The organism is Marinomonas foliarum (assembly GCF_016906065.1).
GTDB lineage: Bacteria > Pseudomonadota > Gammaproteobacteria > Pseudomonadales > Marinomonadaceae > Marinomonas > Marinomonas foliarum.
Window position 1 is genome coordinate 2,474,554 of the sequence record NZ_CP070273.1, and the last position, 16,370, is coordinate 2,490,923.

The 16,370-nt window shown below is 45.0% G+C and carries 16 protein-coding genes; 10 read left to right on the forward strand and 6 right to left on the reverse strand.

What is annotated here, in order from left to right:
• Nucleotides 1-115 precede the first annotated feature (115 nt).
• From rpmB to JSY38_RS11470, 8 genes are all read left to right on the forward strand, one after another.
• On the forward strand, nt 116-352 hold the full coding sequence (gene rpmB, locus JSY38_RS11435) for a 50S ribosomal protein L28 (protein ID WP_072838851.1): 237 nt from the start codon (nt 116-118) through the stop codon (nt 350-352).
• Between the two features lie 11 nt (nt 353-363).
• A complete protein-coding gene (gene rpmG, locus JSY38_RS11440; RefSeq protein ID WP_011978459.1) occupies nt 364-534 on the forward strand; it encodes a 50S ribosomal protein L33 in 171 nt (56 codons plus the stop codon).
• A 164-nt stretch (nt 535-698) separates the two neighbouring features.
• Complete coding sequence (gene mutM / locus JSY38_RS11445) at nt 699-1,517, forward strand: bifunctional DNA-formamidopyrimidine glycosylase/DNA-(apurinic or apyrimidinic site) lyase (protein ID WP_205113330.1); 819 nt, start codon at nt 699-701, stop codon at nt 1,515-1,517.
• A gap of 237 nt (nt 1,518-1,754) precedes the next feature.
• Nucleotides 1,755-2,747 carry a BMP family lipoprotein gene (locus tag JSY38_RS11450; RefSeq protein WP_114413030.1) on the forward strand — a complete coding sequence of 331 codons (993 nt, stop codon included), beginning with the start codon at nt 1,755-1,757 and terminating at the stop codon, nt 2,745-2,747.
• Between the two features lie 93 nt (nt 2,748-2,840).
• Entirely contained in the window at nt 2,841-4,394 is a 1,554-nt protein-coding gene (locus JSY38_RS11455) for an ABC transporter ATP-binding protein (RefSeq protein ID WP_114413031.1), read from the forward strand.
• A complete protein-coding gene (locus JSY38_RS11460) occupies nt 4,391-5,488 on the forward strand; it encodes an ABC transporter permease (RefSeq protein WP_114413032.1) in 1,098 nt (365 codons plus the stop codon). The genes JSY38_RS11455 and JSY38_RS11460 overlap by 4 nt, the downstream gene beginning before the upstream one ends.
• Before the next feature lie 9 nt (nt 5,489-5,497).
• Nucleotides 5,498-6,466: an ABC transporter permease gene (locus JSY38_RS11465; RefSeq protein WP_114413033.1), complete on the forward strand. Its 969-nt coding sequence runs from the start codon at nt 5,498-5,500 to the stop codon at nt 6,464-6,466.
• A 1-nt stretch (nt 6,467) separates the two neighbouring features.
• Nucleotides 6,468-6,884 (forward strand): cytidine deaminase, encoded by a 417-nt coding sequence (locus JSY38_RS11470; RefSeq protein ID WP_205113331.1) that lies wholly within the window; start codon nt 6,468-6,470, stop codon nt 6,882-6,884.
• Nucleotides 6,885-6,930: 46 nt separating this feature from the next.
• On the opposite strand, the gene JSY38_RS11475 is transcribed toward JSY38_RS11470, so the two are convergent.
• Nucleotides 6,931-8,010 (reverse strand): AbrB family transcriptional regulator, encoded by a 1,080-nt coding sequence (locus JSY38_RS11475; protein ID WP_205113332.1) that lies wholly within the window; start codon nt 8,008-8,010, stop codon nt 6,931-6,933.
• Nucleotides 8,011-8,272: 262 nt separating this feature from the next.
• Here JSY38_RS11475 and JSY38_RS11480 point away from each other — a divergent pair, with 262 nt between their 5' ends.
• Nucleotides 8,273-8,656, forward strand: a complete 384-nt coding sequence (locus JSY38_RS11480) for a septal ring lytic transglycosylase RlpA family protein (protein ID WP_205113333.1) — start codon at nt 8,273-8,275, stop codon at nt 8,654-8,656.
• A gap of 154 nt (nt 8,657-8,810) precedes the next feature.
• On the opposite strand, the gene JSY38_RS11485 is transcribed toward JSY38_RS11480, so the two are convergent.
• Nucleotides 8,811-11,204, reverse strand: coding sequence for a bifunctional acetate--CoA ligase family protein/GNAT family N-acetyltransferase (locus JSY38_RS11485; RefSeq protein WP_205113334.1), 2,394 nt, complete (start codon nt 11,202-11,204; stop codon nt 8,811-8,813).
• Between the two features lie 163 nt (nt 11,205-11,367).
• On the opposite strand from JSY38_RS11485, the gene JSY38_RS11490 reads away from it, so the two are divergent.
• A complete protein-coding gene (locus JSY38_RS11490) occupies nt 11,368-12,291 on the forward strand; it encodes a histone deacetylase family protein (RefSeq protein ID WP_205113335.1) in 924 nt (307 codons plus the stop codon).
• A gap of 51 nt (nt 12,292-12,342) precedes the next feature.
• Here JSY38_RS11490 and JSY38_RS11495 read toward each other — a convergent pair whose 3' ends face one another.
• The 4 genes from JSY38_RS11495 to JSY38_RS11510 form a co-directional block, all read right to left on the reverse strand.
• Entirely contained in the window at nt 12,343-13,647 is a 1,305-nt protein-coding gene (locus JSY38_RS11495; RefSeq protein WP_205113336.1) for a TRAP transporter large permease, read from the reverse strand.
• Between the two features lies 1 nt (nt 13,648).
• Nucleotides 13,649-14,161: a TRAP transporter small permease subunit gene (locus JSY38_RS11500; RefSeq protein WP_205113337.1), complete on the reverse strand. Its 513-nt coding sequence runs from the start codon at nt 14,159-14,161 to the stop codon at nt 13,649-13,651.
• Nucleotides 14,158-15,138 (reverse strand): TRAP transporter substrate-binding protein, encoded by a 981-nt coding sequence (locus JSY38_RS11505; protein WP_205113338.1) that lies wholly within the window; start codon nt 15,136-15,138, stop codon nt 14,158-14,160. Before JSY38_RS11505 ends, JSY38_RS11500 begins: the two co-directional genes overlap by 4 nt.
• Before the next feature lie 158 nt (nt 15,139-15,296).
• Nucleotides 15,297-16,358, reverse strand: a complete 1,062-nt coding sequence (locus tag JSY38_RS11510; protein WP_205113339.1) for a GlxA family transcriptional regulator — start codon at nt 16,356-16,358, stop codon at nt 15,297-15,299.
• Nucleotides 16,359-16,370 lie beyond the last annotated feature (12 nt).

Consider the following 16,370-nt stretch of genomic DNA (forward strand, 5'->3'; position numbering starts at 1 on the left):
ATGCGCGCCGCTATATCCTCGGTATGGGATTTTTTTGATTCATAAGGAATCATGCTCCGCCTGAGGAAGTGAAACACTTCCAATAATCTTTCTGGATAGCAAAAGGTATTTAATTATGTCTCGCGTATGTCAAGTTACTGGGAAGCGTCCTGTTACAGGTAACAACGTTTCTCACTCAAAACGCCGTACTAAACGTCGTTTTCTTCCTAACCTTCATTGGCACCGTTTTTGGGTCGAAGGTGAAAACCGTTACATCCGTTTACGTGTATCTTCTAAAGGTATGCGTATTATCGATAAAAAGGGCATTGAAACAGTTCTTGTTGAAATGCGCGCTAACGGCGAAAAAGTATAAGGATCTGAATCATGGCTTCTAAAGGCGCTCGCGATCTAATTCGCATGGTATCTTCTGCTGGTACTGGTCACTTTTACACAACTGACAAGAACAAGCGAAATACTCCGGACAAACTTGAAATGAAAAAGTTTGATCCTGTTGTACGTAAGCACGTTATGTACAAAGAAGCGAAAATTAAATAATTTTCGGTCTTTGTCAAAAGGAACCGACTCAGTGAGTCGGTTTTTTTGTATCTAATAGAAACACCTTGTTCATTTGGTCAATATTTTTCCTGTGGCAATTAGTAGCTGCACTTTATTTGTTTACTCAGTATTGTCTGTGTGTCTAGTCATCATTGAGGTTAACTATGCCTGAGTTACCAGAAGTAGAAACCACCTTACGTGGCATCGAGCCCAAATTAGTTGGACGCACTCTTGCTAGAGTGGATATTCGTCAGCCAAAGCTGCGCTGGTTAATCACGCCTGAGCTAAGCTCAGAAATGGTAGGTGAGGAAATTACTCATCTTTCCCGTCGTGGTAAATACATTGGTATTCATACGTCAAAAGGCACCTTGGTTGTTCATCTTGGTATGTCTGGTAGTTTGTATTTTGTGCCTGCCGAGACGCCGCCGTTGTTTCATGATCATGTGGATTTTTGCTTTGCCGATGACGATGTATGGTTGAGATATACGGATCCGAGACGTTTCGGGGCAATTCTGTGGACAACGAAAGATTGGAACGAGCATGAACTAATCGCACATTTAGGCCCAGAGCCGCTCTCAGAGCTTTTTAATGCTGACATGCTGTATGCGAGAGCGAAGGGGCGCAAAGTTCCTATTAAGACTTTTATCATGGACAGCAAGATCGTGGTGGGAGTTGGTAATATTTATGCGAATGAAGCGCTATTTAAAGCGGGAATCCGTCCAGATCGTTTGGCGGGTAAAATTAGTAAAGTGCGTCTGGCGCGTTTGGTAGAATGCATTAAAGTGGTGCTGGCCGCTGCCATTAAACAGGGCGGAACCACGCTAAAAGACTTTGTTGGTGGTGATGGCAAACCGGGCTACTTTAAACAAGAATTAGCGGTTTATGGTCGAGCAGACAAACCATGTATCTCATGCAATGCTCCCTTAAAAGAAATTCGTCAGGCTCAACGTAGCACTGTTTTTTGCGTTAATTGCCAATCTTGACCATTTGTTTATGTCTGCATGAGATTGGCGGCATAAGAATTGCTGTTCAGCTATAATGGGTAATTGTTGTTACCTAGAAAAAAGTGTTTTCTGGATTGGCTTTTTGCCATATAAGTAAGAATATTGCTTAAAATGTGCATATATCGTTGCGGTATAGAGTTAATCGGTTTATTTTTGACCAGTTAGGCAAGATTCTATGGTTGCCTAGAACATATTACATAAATAAGAGGAATTGGAATGAAAGCTGTCTTTCTTGCGTCAGTAACAGCATTGGCTATCTCATCAAGTTTAGCCCAAGCTGCATCAGAACCTGCAGTTGTTTATGATCAAGCGGGTAAATTCGATAAATCTTTTAACGAAGGTGTTTATAACGGCGTTAAAAAATACACGGCTGAAACGGGCATTCAGGTTCGTGAATTTGAACCTAAAAACGAAGCGCAAGTAGAGCAAGGCCTACGTCGTTTAGCAAAACGCGGTTATTCTCCAATCGTTACGGTTGGCTTTAACATGACGTCTGCGGTTGAGAAAGTCGCGAAAGATTTTCCTGAAATTAACTTCACTATCATTGATGGTGTGATCGACCTTCCAAACGTTCAGTCTGTTGTTTTTAAAGAGCAAGAAGGTTCTTTCTTAGTGGGTGCTTTGGCAGCTATGGCGTCTAAAACCGATACAGTAGGTTTTGTTGGCGGTATGGACATTCCTCTTGTTCGTAAGTTTGGCTGTGGTTATGAACAGGGTGTTAAATATGAATCTCCTAACGCCACTGTCTTGCAAAACATGACGGGTTCTACTGGTGCAGCGTTCAATGACCCAACGAAAGGATCTGAATTAGCTAAAAGTCAATTCTCTAAAGGCGCAGATGTTGTGTTTGCTGCAGCCGGCGGTACGGGTATCGGTGTTTACCAAGCAGCAAAAGACGAAGGTAAGTTGGCGATCGGTGTTGACTCAAACCAAAACCATATCCAACCAGGTACAATGTTGACGTCTATGGTTAAGCGTGTTGATGAAGCCGCTTTCAAAACCTATACAGATTCTGCTGCAGGCACTTGGAAACCAGGCCTAGTTGTATTGGGTCTTGCTGAAGACGGTGTTGATTGGGCGTTGGATGATAATAATGCCAAGCTAATCACTGCAGATATGAAAGCGAAGATCAATGATATTCGTGCAAAAATTATTAGTGGTGACATTGCAGTTCACGATTACATGTCTGACAACACGTGTAACTACTAACCTGCCAAAGAAAACAGTTACTTACGTCATGTGAGTAACTGTTTTTTTTGTTCTAGTGTGTTTGATTCTTAAGCAGATGAATTACTTTTAGATATGACGAATAAAACAATGCCATACGCAATTGAGTTGCGAGACATCAGTAAACGTTTTGGTGCCGTTCAGGCCAATAAAGACATTTGCTTACAAGTTCCAGCAGGTACGATTCACGGCATCATCGGTGAAAACGGTGCGGGTAAATCTACCCTGATGAGTATCATTTATGGCTTTTATGAAGCCGACACGGGCCATATTGAAGTAGATGGCAAGCGTGTTGATATTCGTAGTTCTCAAGATGCGATCAATGCCGGCATCGGCATGGTGCATCAACACTTCATGTTAGTGGAAAATTTTAGTGTTCTTGAGAATGTTATTTTAGGCGCAGAAGGCGGCGCGGTACTTAAAAATGGTATCGGTGCAGCGCGCGTAGAATTGCAACGCTTGGCTCATGAATACAGTTTAGACATTGATGTAGACGCAATCGTAGAGGAACTTCCGGTTGGTTTACAGCAACGCGTTGAGATCTTAAAAGCATTATATCGTGGCGCACGTATTCTTATATTGGATGAGCCGACTGGTGTACTGACGCCACAGGAAGCTGACCACCTGTTTCGTATTCTAAAAGCCTTAAAAGAACAAGGCGTTACTGTTTTGCTCATTACCCATAAGCTCCGTGAAATCATGGCTTCCACCGACAATGTATCGGTGATGCGCCAAGGTGAAATGGTAGCGCACCGAGAAACAGTCAATACGAGCAAGGAAGATCTTGCTGAGTTGATGGTTGGCAAAAAAGTCCGTCTTACTGTTGATAAAGATGAAGCTCAACCGAGTGATGTTTTGCTGTCTGCGAAAAACTTATCTCAGTTTGATAGTCAAGGCGTGAAGCGCTTAAAGGACGTAAGTTTAGAGCTGCGTGCTGGTGAAATCCTAGGTATTGCTGGCGTGTCTGGTAATGGTCAAAGCGAGTTATTAAGTGTTCTTTCAGGCATTACGCCGATGGATGAAGGTGAAATCCACTTTGCAGGCCAAGTGATTAACGCAAAAGCACCGAAAAATGCCGCACAAATGCGCGATTTAAAGATGGCTCATGTGCCGGAAGATCGCCATAAAATGGGCTTAGTAACGGGTTTTGAAGCTTATGAAGCGGCTGTGTTGGGTTACCATAACTCGCCAGTTTATAACGGTAAAATCCTAATGAACCGCAAGGCGATGCTCGATGAATGTAATGATCGCATGGCGGCTTGGGATGTGCGTCCACCAAACCCTCACTTGAAAACAGCAAATTTCTCTGGTGGTAATCAGCAGAAAATCGTTATTGCCCGTGAAGTTGAACAAAACCCTGAAGTGTTATTGATTGGTCAGCCAACTCGCGGTGTTGATATTGGTGCGATCGAAAACATTCACGAACAAATCGTAAAACTAAGAGACTCAGGTAAAGCCATTTTACTTGTGTCCGTTGAATTGGATGAAATTATGGCACTAAGTGATCGCATTATTGTGATGTTTGATGGTGCGGTTGTTGGCGAGCTTGATGCAAAAGATGCGAACGAACGAACCCTTGGCTTGATGATGGCTAATGCTTTTAACGAAGAAGAAGGGGTATCGGCATGAGTCAGGCGAAAGTTCCTGCTTGGGTAAATGTTGCCCTTATTCCAGTGCTGAATATTTTGTTGGCATTTCTGGTATCTGGCTTGGTAATTCTTGCTATTGGTGAAAACCCGATTGAGGCCGCTGGTTATTTGATCTATGGCGCTTTTGGTTACGATGAAGGTATGGGTTATACGCTGTATTACGCGACAAACTTGATCTTTACAGGCTTAGCGGTATCGGTTGCCTTTAAAGGTGGCTTGTTCAACATAGGTGGTGAAGGGCAAGCCTATATTGGTGGTTTGGGTGTGGGGTTGATCTGTTTGTCTCTTGATCACACTATGCCGTTTTATGTAATTGCGCCTTTGGCGGTAATTGGTGCAGCGGTATTTGGCGCAGCATGGGGCTATATTCCTGCGTACTTGCAAGCCCGCCGTGGTAGTCACATTGTTATCACTACCATCATGTTTAACTTTATTGCCTCTTCGTTGATGGTTTACTTAATCGTGAACTGGTTAAAACAAGATGGCCGTATGGCACCAAATAGCCGAACATTTGAAGAAAATGCTTGGTTACCTTATTTGCATGAAGTTTTTTCACCACTTGGCATCGAAATCGGTGACTCTCCACTGAACTTGTCTTTCATTTGGGCTTTGTTGTGCTGTGTGTTTGTTTGGGGATTGGTTTGGCATACCCGTTGGGGTTACCAGCTGCGAACGCTGGGTACAAACCCAACAGCGGCGCGTTATGCCGGTATTGATACCGCTAAAGTAACCATCTGGGCGATGCTGATTTCTGGTGGCTTGGCTGGCTTTGTTGGTCTGAATGAAATCATGGGTGTGAACCATAACTTATTGCTCAACTTCACGGCGGGTTATGGTTTTGCGGGTATCGCGGTGGCCTTGATGGGACGTAACAACCCGATTGGTATTATCTTGGCGGCGATTTTGTTTGGTGCCTTGTACCAAGGTGGTGCTGAGTTGGCATTTGAAATTCCAACCATTACGCCTGAAATCGTTGTGGTAATTCAGGGTTTGGTGATTTTGTTCTCTGGTGCGCTTGAGCATATGTTCAAGGATCGTATCGAAGGCTTTTTTATTCGCAGAGCGGTCGCGTAGGGGAAGATTATGTTTGAAACATTGATACTCATGTTAGACGCGACAATGCGCGTTTCTACTCCGCTTATTTTCGCTGCACTAGCGGGCTTATATTCTGAGCGCGCGGGCATTGTTGATATCGGTTTAGAAGGTAAAATTCTGGGCAGTGCCTTTGCGGCAGCAGCGGCAGCATCTGTTTTTGGCTCAGCTTGGATTGGCTTGTGCTTTGGTATAATGGCCTCGGTTGGCTTAGCCATGATTCACGGCTTTGCTTGTATCACACACCGTGGTGATCACATTGTTTCTGGTGTAGCGATTAACACGATAGTAGCTGGTTTAACCGTTACTTTATCAATGCATTGGTTTGGTATGGGAGGTCAAACACCTGCACTAACTGGTGATGCGCGCTTCTTAGACATTACCTTCCCATTTGCAGATGCGTTGGAAAGTGTGCCTGTGATCGGATCTATTTATTCGAATTTGCTAAGTGGCCATAATATTTTGGTTTATTTGGCATTTTTAATGGTGCCTATTACTTATTGGGCGATTTATAAAACTCGTTTCGGTTTGCGTCTGCGTGCAGTGGGTGAGAACCCTCATGCGGTAGATACGGCGGGTATTTCGGTCTCTTTCATTCGTTATCGCGCCTTGATCATTTGTGGCATTTTATGTGGTCTTGCTGGCGCGTATTTGTCTACAGCTCATAACGCTGGTTTCTTGAAAGACATGAGTGCGGGTAAAGGTTACATGGCATTGGCTGCGCTTATCTTTGGGAAGTGGCGTCCTGTTCCAGTATTGCTGGCTTGTTTGTTGTTTGGTTTCTTGGATGCTGTGGCGGTTCGCATGCAGGGTGTTGAGATTCCAGGTATTGGCCAAGTGCCAGTTCAGGCAATTGAAGTTTTACCATACGTATTAACTGTCTTGTTGCTTGCAGGTTTCATTGGCAAAGCGATCGGTCCTAAAGCCATTGGTCGCCCTTACGTGAAAGAGCGAGCCTAGCATGTCTGATATGAAACAGAATGCAGAGCTGTTTGAACTTGCTAAAGACGCGATGAATAAAGCCTATGTGCCTTATTCTAAGTTTCCTGTTGGTGCGGCGATAGTAACGGCTGGCGGCAAGATTTACTCTGGCTGCAATGTCGAAAACGCCGCTTATCCAGAAGGCACATGTGCTGAAGCGGGTGCAATTGCTTCTATGGTGCTTGGCGGTGATACGCAGATCAAAGACATCTATGTGATTGGCAAAGGGGACGAATTGGTAACGCCTTGTGGTGGCTGCCGTCAGAAAATTCGTGAGTTTTCTTCTGTGGATACCATGATTCATATTTGTGGCGCAGAAGGAGTGAGAAAATCTCTTACGATGAACGAGCTATTGCCTTTCTCGTTTGGCCCAGAAAATCTCGAACAAGCTAGCTAGTATTTAATTGTTAGTTTACAAAACCACCTTCGGGTGGTTTTTTCGTTTAGGCGTCTTGGTTCCTTGAAAGCCAGCGCGCCAGCATTGGCCCAGCAATCAGTACCAATAAAAACCTTGCCACCTGCATGGCCATGACAAAAGACACATCGGCGCTGGTTGATGCGGCAATAATGGCAACAGAGTCAGCACCGCCAGGACTTGTGGCGAGAAAGGCTGTGAGTGGGTCGATATCGGCAAAAGTGATCAAAAGCATGGCTAAGCAAGCGTTAATGGCAATGAGCGCTAGAATCGCGCCTAACACGTGCGGGAAGACATGCCATGCGTGTTGTAATACTTGCCGAGTGAAGCGAAAACCAATACCCCAACCTAATATGGCAAAGCTGATCGCTAAGCACCAATGGGGTAGAACGATAGGTAAAACACCGGTGAACTTAATCACTAGCCCTATCGCGAGAGAAAGCAGCAAAGGCCCGCTTGGAAGGCGAAGCTTTACGCCAATAATGCTCACCACCAAGATGACCGATAATGTGATGGCGAAACCTGACCATGAAGGCACGCCGAGCCAATCAATCGACTCAGTAGTAACACCATCAACGTGAAATACCGCCGCAACAACGGTTGCCGCGATAGCACAACACGCCACACGCAAATATTGCATAAAGGCGACTAGTCGCATATCCGCTCCGTAGGATTCAGACATAATGGTCATTGCTGAAGCTGCACCGGGAGACGAGCCCCAAATGGCCGTGGTGCCAGGTAGTAAACCGCTACGACTAAGCAACCAACCTAAAAAGCTAGACGCGACAATCGTCGAGACAGTGCCAATTAGAAACAACGGCCATTCCATAGAAATCTTTGCAAAGACGGTCAGCGGAAGGCTGTTTGCTATCATCATGCCCAAAATGCCTTGAGCCATTAAAAACAGTGGTTTGGGCATTGTCATGCCTGCTCCGCTAACCGCCAAAGTGATGGCTGTGATCATAGGGCCAAGCAACAGTGCGGCGGGTAAGTTTGCGTATTCAAAGCACACCACCAAAACAAAAGACACGGCTAATAAGACGGATAATCGCCAAGTTGTAGGCCAACGAGAAGGGGTTTTACAAAGCAATAAAAAACGAGAAGTCATGTCTATCTTTAGAAAAAAGCAGTGGGTTTAATGGCGCAAAGCATACCTGAAATGAGCGGGCATTATTGGTGCCTCTGGTGATGTTAACCATACTCGCAACTTATGTTCGCTATTATTGGGCGTGTTTAGGTTAATCATGAAAAGATATACCTGAAAACTGACAATACTCTGACGGATGTTTCGTTGCGCTGAATTTGTTATACCTATCTATCTGTTACTATAGCGCTGAAAATCAAAGCGACTTAAAGGAAAAGAAAAAACCATGCGAACAATTAGTATCTTATGTTGGGTCATCTCTTCTCTCGTTTTGACAGCCTGCGCGAGTGGTCCAATCAGTCGCTCCGATTCCGTCGGGTTCGAAGAAAGTGGCGGAGCCAGTTATTACGCCATGAAGTACCAAGGCCGAAAAACCGCCAGCGGAGAATTGTTTGATCAAAAAGCCATGACCGCAGCTCATAAACGTCTGCCTTTTGGCTCTAAAGTCAAAGTTACCAATGTCGATAATGGCAAAAGCGTTGTAGTGCGTGTTAATGATCGCGGGCCCTTTGTTCGTGGGCGTATTATTGATCTGAGTAAGTCCGCCTTCCAACGCATTGGAAACACTCGCGATGGTGTAATAGAAGTTGAGATTGAAGTGCTGCGTTGAGACCTTTGCACAACTACTGTGCTTGCCAATACTATGTTAAAAATAGACTCGAATTGCTCATTTATAACCCATAAACTCCGCCTTCTCGTCTATTTTTGCCTTGTCTTGACTTCGCTCGTGACATTGTGAAAAAGGTCTCGGTTTCATTTCACAGTTAGGAAGCACCTCGACACTTTTCAAGCATGCTTGGTGTCAGTTTAATGCTCGCTACCATTTGACCGAAATCGTCTGGATCACGCTGTATGGTGAACCCTAAGTGTCGGCAGAACTCTATCATGCGTTTGTTTTCAGCTAAAACGATGCCTTTCATCACTCGAATGCCTTTGTCGGCGGCGACTTGCATCAGTCGTCGCATCAGGTAAGACGCTAAGCCTAAGCCTTGGAATTCATCGCCAAGCACGACGGCAAACTCACAGCTTTGATCGTCGAAGTTATCTATGTATCGAGCTGTGCCAATTAATACATCTTGTCCATCCCGTTGAATCACCGCGAGCAAAGCCATTTCTCGGTCATAATCAATGTGTGACATGCTGGCGAGCATGCGAGGCGTTAATTCCTCGATATTGGAGATAAAACGAAAGTAGCGAGTCTCGTGGGACATGCTGCGGACAAAGTCCGCTAAGATGCCAGAATCTCTTGGTAAAACAGGTCGAACGGTGGCGATCTCGTCACTTTTTAATACTCGCTCCGATACCCATTGTCTTGGGTAGGGATGAATGGCGAGATGTTCATAGCGTCGCCAGTTTTTGCAAAGACGAAGGTTTGCTGTGACATCCGCGTAAACACTGCCACTATCGTGAAGCCTCACATCGGACAGTTCTAAGTTTTCAATTTCGGGCAATTCACACACCATGGTGGATAAATTGCGCAGCAGGCTTTCCAATTCAAAAGATTCTTCGCCGGGAAAGGCGCGCTGAATTAAATCTTTCGCCAAAATGGTATTCAGCGGCGGCAAGGCAACGGCTTCCGCTTGCTTATGTTGTTGAGCGCCTTCTAATGACAGTCCGATGGCTGGGCCAAACACCACATCTTGAAAGACGCGTAAATGGATGGGAGCGGATAACTGATTTGAAGACTGACGACGAGTGATTAATCGAATATGAAACAGCTCAAAAATATCTCGTAAAGCATCCGCTGTTGGCGCTTTATCACCTTGTTTGTAAAGTAGATTGAGTTTGTTTGTGGCTTCTGAGACATCGATTTTAAAGCGGAACGCATGGCTGTCTGGCGATTGCTTGGCGAGTAATTGGTTGCGCTGGAATTGCACCAAGAATTGAAACCCCTCTATGGCGGTTTCTGGGGTGCGGAAGGTTGGAATGCCTGCTTCATTAATGCGTGTGCGCATGTTGGTCATATTTCCACCGCCGAGCAAACAGACCATGACGAGCTTTTTCTGAGTGCGATGCAATTTGATAATGAGGTCGTATAAGGAGTCGATATCGATGAGTGCGGTTGGGCTGAGCGTTAACAGCACGGCTCCGCAGTCTGAACTGCTTAGTGCATCGGCAGCGAGATCGATAAAGAGATCCGTCGCGCAACTCGCCCAAACGGTTGTCACAGGGCCAATGCCGCCACGGCCTGCCATGGTGGATTCCAGTTTATTGTGCAGTTCGCCTGTTGGAGTAAGCAAATCAATACCCAGTTCTGTAGCTCGTTGTGCGGCGAGTTCGCCCGGCCCTGCCCCATTTCCTATGATCAATAAAGAGCCATCTTTGACTCGACGAGCATTGGTCATTACCGAAGCGGCTGCGATTAAATCATTCAAACGTCGGCCACGTACCGCACCAGTTCGGCTTAGTGCCGCGTCTAACACACGTTCGTCTGCGCCAATAGAATGTTCTGTCACAACGGCAACTGGTTTGCTGCGCCCTGTAGCGCGCAGGCTGCTGAGGAAACGAGTAGGCCGACCAATTTTTTGTAAATACATCAAAATCGCCTGACTGTCGAAATCATTGGATAAGTAATCCAAGACCTGTGACGGCATCACATCAACGGGTGTCCCCATGGATACTACTTGAGAAAATCCAATGCCTTGCCAAGTTGCCCAGTCCACAAGGGCGCTGGCGACTGTACCAGATTGAGACATCAAGGCTAAGCGGCCCGCTAGCGGTTGCGTTAAACCAAGCCAAGCAAAAACGCCTTGTTTTGGGCGACAAATACCAAAGCTGTTAGGGCCAAGTAAACGCACATTGTTCTTGCGCAGTGCTTCAACCAGTGATTCTTGGCTGTCCCCCGTCCACGATAACATCAGCAAAGAGCCAATGCCTGCAGCACCGCAGTCAGCAATAATGTCTTCCATTGATTGAGTGCTGTGGGTGCCCACCAATACAGCGATGTCTGGACTGGTGGTTAATTCTGTTAAGCTTGCTACCAACGGAAAGAGGACGGTTTTAGCAGGCTGAACACCCGCTAAATACACAGGACAAGATTTTTGAGCAGTAGATAATGAGTTTAATAGAGCCAACATAAGCGGATCGTTGGCATCGTCGCCAGTGAGCACCACCATAGATTTAGGGGCGAGTAGAGATTGTAATGCGTGTTGGCTCACCTGATCTTCTCCATAAACTCAATGTACATCTTATGACAGTAGCACAGTCTTCGTCTGTCGCAATGATAGACCATGGTAGGATAGATTGTTTTGGTGCTTTTGTGGTTTGATACAAGACACGAAAACGCCAAAGACATAAAAAATAATAATGTAGAGACACCGAATGACAACGGCTTACATCACACACACTTATTGCGATAAGCATGATATGGGAGACGATCACCCCGAGTCTCCGTTGCGCCTTGGGGCGATTCAGAATCGTTTGATCATGGGACAGTTGATGGATTTTCTACGTCGAATGGAATCCGATCCCGCGACGCGAGAGCAGGTTCTCCTCGCCCATGATGAAGCCTACGTGGATTCCATTTTTGCGCGCGCGCCAGAAGAAGGCCATGTGGAATTAGAGCCAGAAACCTTGATGATGCCGCATACTTTGGATGCGGCTTTGTACGCTGCTGGTTCTGTGATTAAAGCGGTTGATCTGGTTATGACAGGCGAGATGGATAATGCGTTTTGCGCCATTCGTCCGCCGGGCCATCATGCAGAATACGACAAAGCCATGGGGTTTTGCTTGTTCAATAACATTGCCGTTGGAACTCGCTACGCCATTGAACAATATGGTTTAGATCGCGTGGCGATTGTGGATTTTGACGTTCATCACGGCAACGGCACAGAGGATATTTTCAAATCCGATCCCAAAGTACTTTATGCGTCCAGCTACCAGCATCCGTTTTATCCCTACAGCGATCCGGGCGCTTCTCACGATAATATTCTTCATATGCCGTTAGACGCTGGCTCTGGAAGCGAAGCATTTCAAGCCATTATTTCCGAGCAACTCTTACCTGCGTTGGAAGCCTTCAAGCCTCAGTTGATTATGATTTCCGCAGGCTTTGATGCCCACAAAGAAGATCCAATGGGGCAACTAAGACTAAGTGAGTCAGATTTCACTTGGATCACTGATCTTTTGATGGATGTAGCGGAGCGACATTGTGATGGGAAAATCGTCTCTGTCTTAGAAGGCGGCTACAACGTAGATGCCCTAGGCCGTGCGGCGTTTTGTCATATTCGTAGTTTGATGAAAATTTGACACTATCCTAGCCCTATAACGTTAGGACTAGGTATTTAAAGTCTTATGAATTTATTTCGACAGTGCATTAGGCAACCATAATGCAATCTCTGGGAATAGACAGAGAATAAAGGCCGCAACACACATCAAAATAAAGAAAGGGAAAGCGGATTTTGCGACTTGTCCTATCTTTTCTCCGGTAAGACCTTGTAAGACAAACAGATTAAAGCCAACTGGCGGGGTAATCTGTCCAAGCTCTATTAAGATGACAAGAAAAATACCGAACCAGATTGGATCAAATCCTGCCAAAATAACAATCGGCAGAGTGATAGGTAAGCTCATAACGGTAATGGATATGCCATCTAAGAATAAACCTAATATGACGTAAAATACCGCCAGCGCTAACAGCAATAAGCTAGGAGAAAGATTCAAGCTAGCGATATAGCTGGCGAGTTCAGACGGCAGATGAAGAAATCCCATTGCCGTGGACAAAAGCGCAGCAGAGACCAATATGCTGCAGACCATGGTTGAACTCAATAAGGTGGCAATCATAGCTTCTTGTATCATTTTAAAAGATAACTGGCGTTCTTTTATTAGAATAACAAGTGTCGCAAATACACCAACGGCTGCGGCTTCTGATGGTGTGGCAATACCAGAGTAAATAGCTCCCATAACAATGACGATCAGTGAAATAACGGGCAACAGGAGGAAGATGCTTTCTAATTTCCCTGCTGTTTCAGACTTTTCAGGCGGACAAAGTGAAGGGTTTAACAAGGCTCTGATCACTATGTAGCCAGAATAAAGCGTCGCAATTAAAATGCCTGGTAACACTCCCGCCATAAAAAGCTTACTGATTGACACTTCTGACTGGATTCCATAAACGATCATCACAAGAGAAGGTGGAATTAATAGGCCTAAACTACCAGCGCCAGCCAAAGATCCGATGGACAAACTTCTGTCATAACCGCGCTTTTTCAGCTCTGTTGTGGTGATTTTTCCGACGGTTGCCGTGGTGGCTGCGCTTGATCCACTTACCGCTGCAAATAGTGCGCAGCCAAACACATTTGTGTGCAGTATGCCGCCAGGAATTTTTTTCGTCCAAGGCTCTAAACCTCGAAACAATCTATCCGAAATATTGGATCGAAAGATAAGTTCGCCCATCAAAATAAAGAGCGGGATGGCAGATAATTCCCAAGAATTGGCGGATCGAAAAAGAATGCGGCTGAGTATGGCGCCAGCGCGATCCATACTGACATCGCCAATGACAATGAGAGACAACAAGGCAACGATGGCTAGGCCTGAGAATACCCAAACACCAAGCCCGAGAACCAAGAGAATTAGGGCGATAACGCCAACGGCTGATAATACAATTTCCATCTTATTTATTGATCTCGATGTGAGGGGCGTGGCGTGTAGATATGAGGACAAGTATTCTGACAAAGAGCGTCAAACACAAAAGACCTAAGCCAACGAGCACCATGCCTTCAGGGATCCACAAAGGTGTTTCTGCAATCGACTCACTGGTGATATTGCGCTTAAAGCTACGGGATACATTGATGTACCAATAACATGACACCCAAAAAAACATGGTAAAAGAAACGAGAGAGATAAACGTATCTAATAGCCAATGGTACTTTTCAGGGAGTCGGTCGCTTAAAATATTGACCTTAATGAGCCCGTTTCTTTCTAAGCTGTAGCCTAATCCCAGAAAGGTAATCGTTGCGATTGCGTAACCAACGAATTCATCTAGAACATAGGTTGATGTGCCGAAAAGACGTAAGACTATTTCCAGCAATATATGGCATAGAAGGTAAGCGATTAGCAACATTGCAAGGGCGCCAGACAGCTGGTTAAGCCGTCTGGATAATAAAGCCAAAGAGCGGATGATCATTTATTTTTCTCAAAATCTGCCATGATATCGCTACCAGATGTACCTGTGTCTTCTAACCATTCTTTTAATGATGGTTTTGCTGATTCTTGTAACCAACTAATAAAGTTTTTTGAAAGATCTTGATGAATGGTTACGTTGTTGGCCGCGAGGTCTTTGTAGTTGTCTGCAACTCGAGTTCTTACCGTTTTCCAATTATGCTCATCTGTTAATGCAGCCGCTTTTAGAATGGCACTTTGCTCATCAGTGGATAAATCATCAAACGCATCTTTGTTCATATGAACCATGTTCAGAGGAATGGCGTATTGAATGGCGCTGTAGTTATCAAGGTGTTCCCAAAACTTACCACTTGCACCTGCGTCAGCGGAAGTAAGTACCGCCTTGATTCCACCTGTGGACAGCTGAGGAACTACGTCTCCCCAGGACAGCTTAATAGGTTCAGCGCCTGCCTCGCGTAATGTTAATGTGCCATTTTTGTCATAGGTACGGATTTTCAAATTAGCGAGCTCTGCTTTTGTGGTTACAGGTTTTTGGGACCAAATACCGCTGGCAGGCCAAGGAGAAGCGTAAAGAAGAATTTGTCCATTTTGAGCAAAGACTTTTTGATAATAAGGTTTAGCTATTTGATAAAGTTGTTCAGCTTGGTCTTCGTTTTCAACGATAAATGGCAATGAAGACAACAAAAATATAGGGTCAATACCTGCCATGCTGCCAGCCAATGTGTCAGCGATCTGGATAGCATTATCGGCAACCGCGTAAAAGTTATCTGTCGATTTGAAACCTAACGAACCGCCTGTATGAAGCGTGATATCTACTTCACCCTTGCTCAGTTTGGTGACTTGATCAATGAAGTATTTGTCCCCTTCAGCGTGAATTGATGTCGCGTTGTACTCATTAGAGAAGTCAAATTTAGCGGCGGCTAATGTGAATGGTGCTTGGGACAAGGCAATAGAAACTAACAAAAGGCTAGAGCTGCGCATACGACTTTATTCCTTCGAGAGTGGGGATAATCCCACTCTAGGCCGCTTCTCTTCTGGTTGGGTTTGCTATAACGACAAAAGACTGATGGATAGCGACACCTTCTTAACAGGTGAGGAAGTGCTGGCATCAATCAGGTGCATTTGATTGATGTGTGAGTTTACGTATCTTGAAAAGTGCGTCGAGTGTCCGTTGGTGGTTGGCCAAAGAATCGATGATATGTACGGCTGAAATGAGCTGAGCTGACAAAGCCGCAAGCAACAGAGATTTCAAAAATACTTAAGTTCGACTGTTGTATTAGCTGACGTGCGCGGGTTAAGCGGTATTCCATATAATATCGAGCTGGTGTGACGCCGACGTTAATTTTAAACAATCTTTCTATTTGTCGACGAGAAATGCCAACTAGCTTAGTAAGTTCATCAATACTTAATGGGTCTTCAATGTTATTTTCCATTAATTGGATGGCTTCTTTAATACAATCTGGTGTATGCGTTTCGGATCGCAAAAAACGGTTAATTGTTTTGGTGTCAGCGTTGCTTGTTCGATCCGAACCAATCACTTCTGCTACGGCTTGGGAGCAATCTGGCCCATAAGAGCCTTTTATAAAATGAAGCATCATATCCAGTGCTGTGTTCGGGCCGCAACACGTGAATAGTCCGCTGTCTTCGGTAAAAGAAGAGGTAGACAAGTTCAGCGATGGGAAACGCTCTCTCATAATGGCTTTATTGTCTTGGTGGATAGAGATGGATTCACCTAGTTTGATTTTACTGTCGGCAATATAGAAGCTGCCATTCCACAACCCCATGATGGTGGCGTTAGTCTGCGCGGCTTTGACTATTTTCTTGTTAAGAGAGGGCTCTGGTTTAAGCGAGCTACGGAAACCACCGCATATGATAAGGATAGAGTCTTTAGTTAGTTCGATGTCTTCAATATTGCCATCTGTGGTTAACTCAATCGAAATATCTGATAGCGCTTTTTTATCCTTTACACTGTATGTTTTACACTCGTAAATCGGGTGATCATGCACTAGGTTAAGCGTTACTAGTGTATCGAGAGCGATAGAGAAAGACGACATTGAAAAGTGGTCAAGTAGAACGAAGTTTGCTCTTCTGGTCGGGGTAGAAGAATTTTTAGTAGGTGTCGAGCTAGAGTAAGCAAGGTTCGAGCGTTTCAGATGGCTCTGAAACAAAGAGGTGTTTAGCTTTTCGCTGACTTCCAACATTCTTTACCCTTT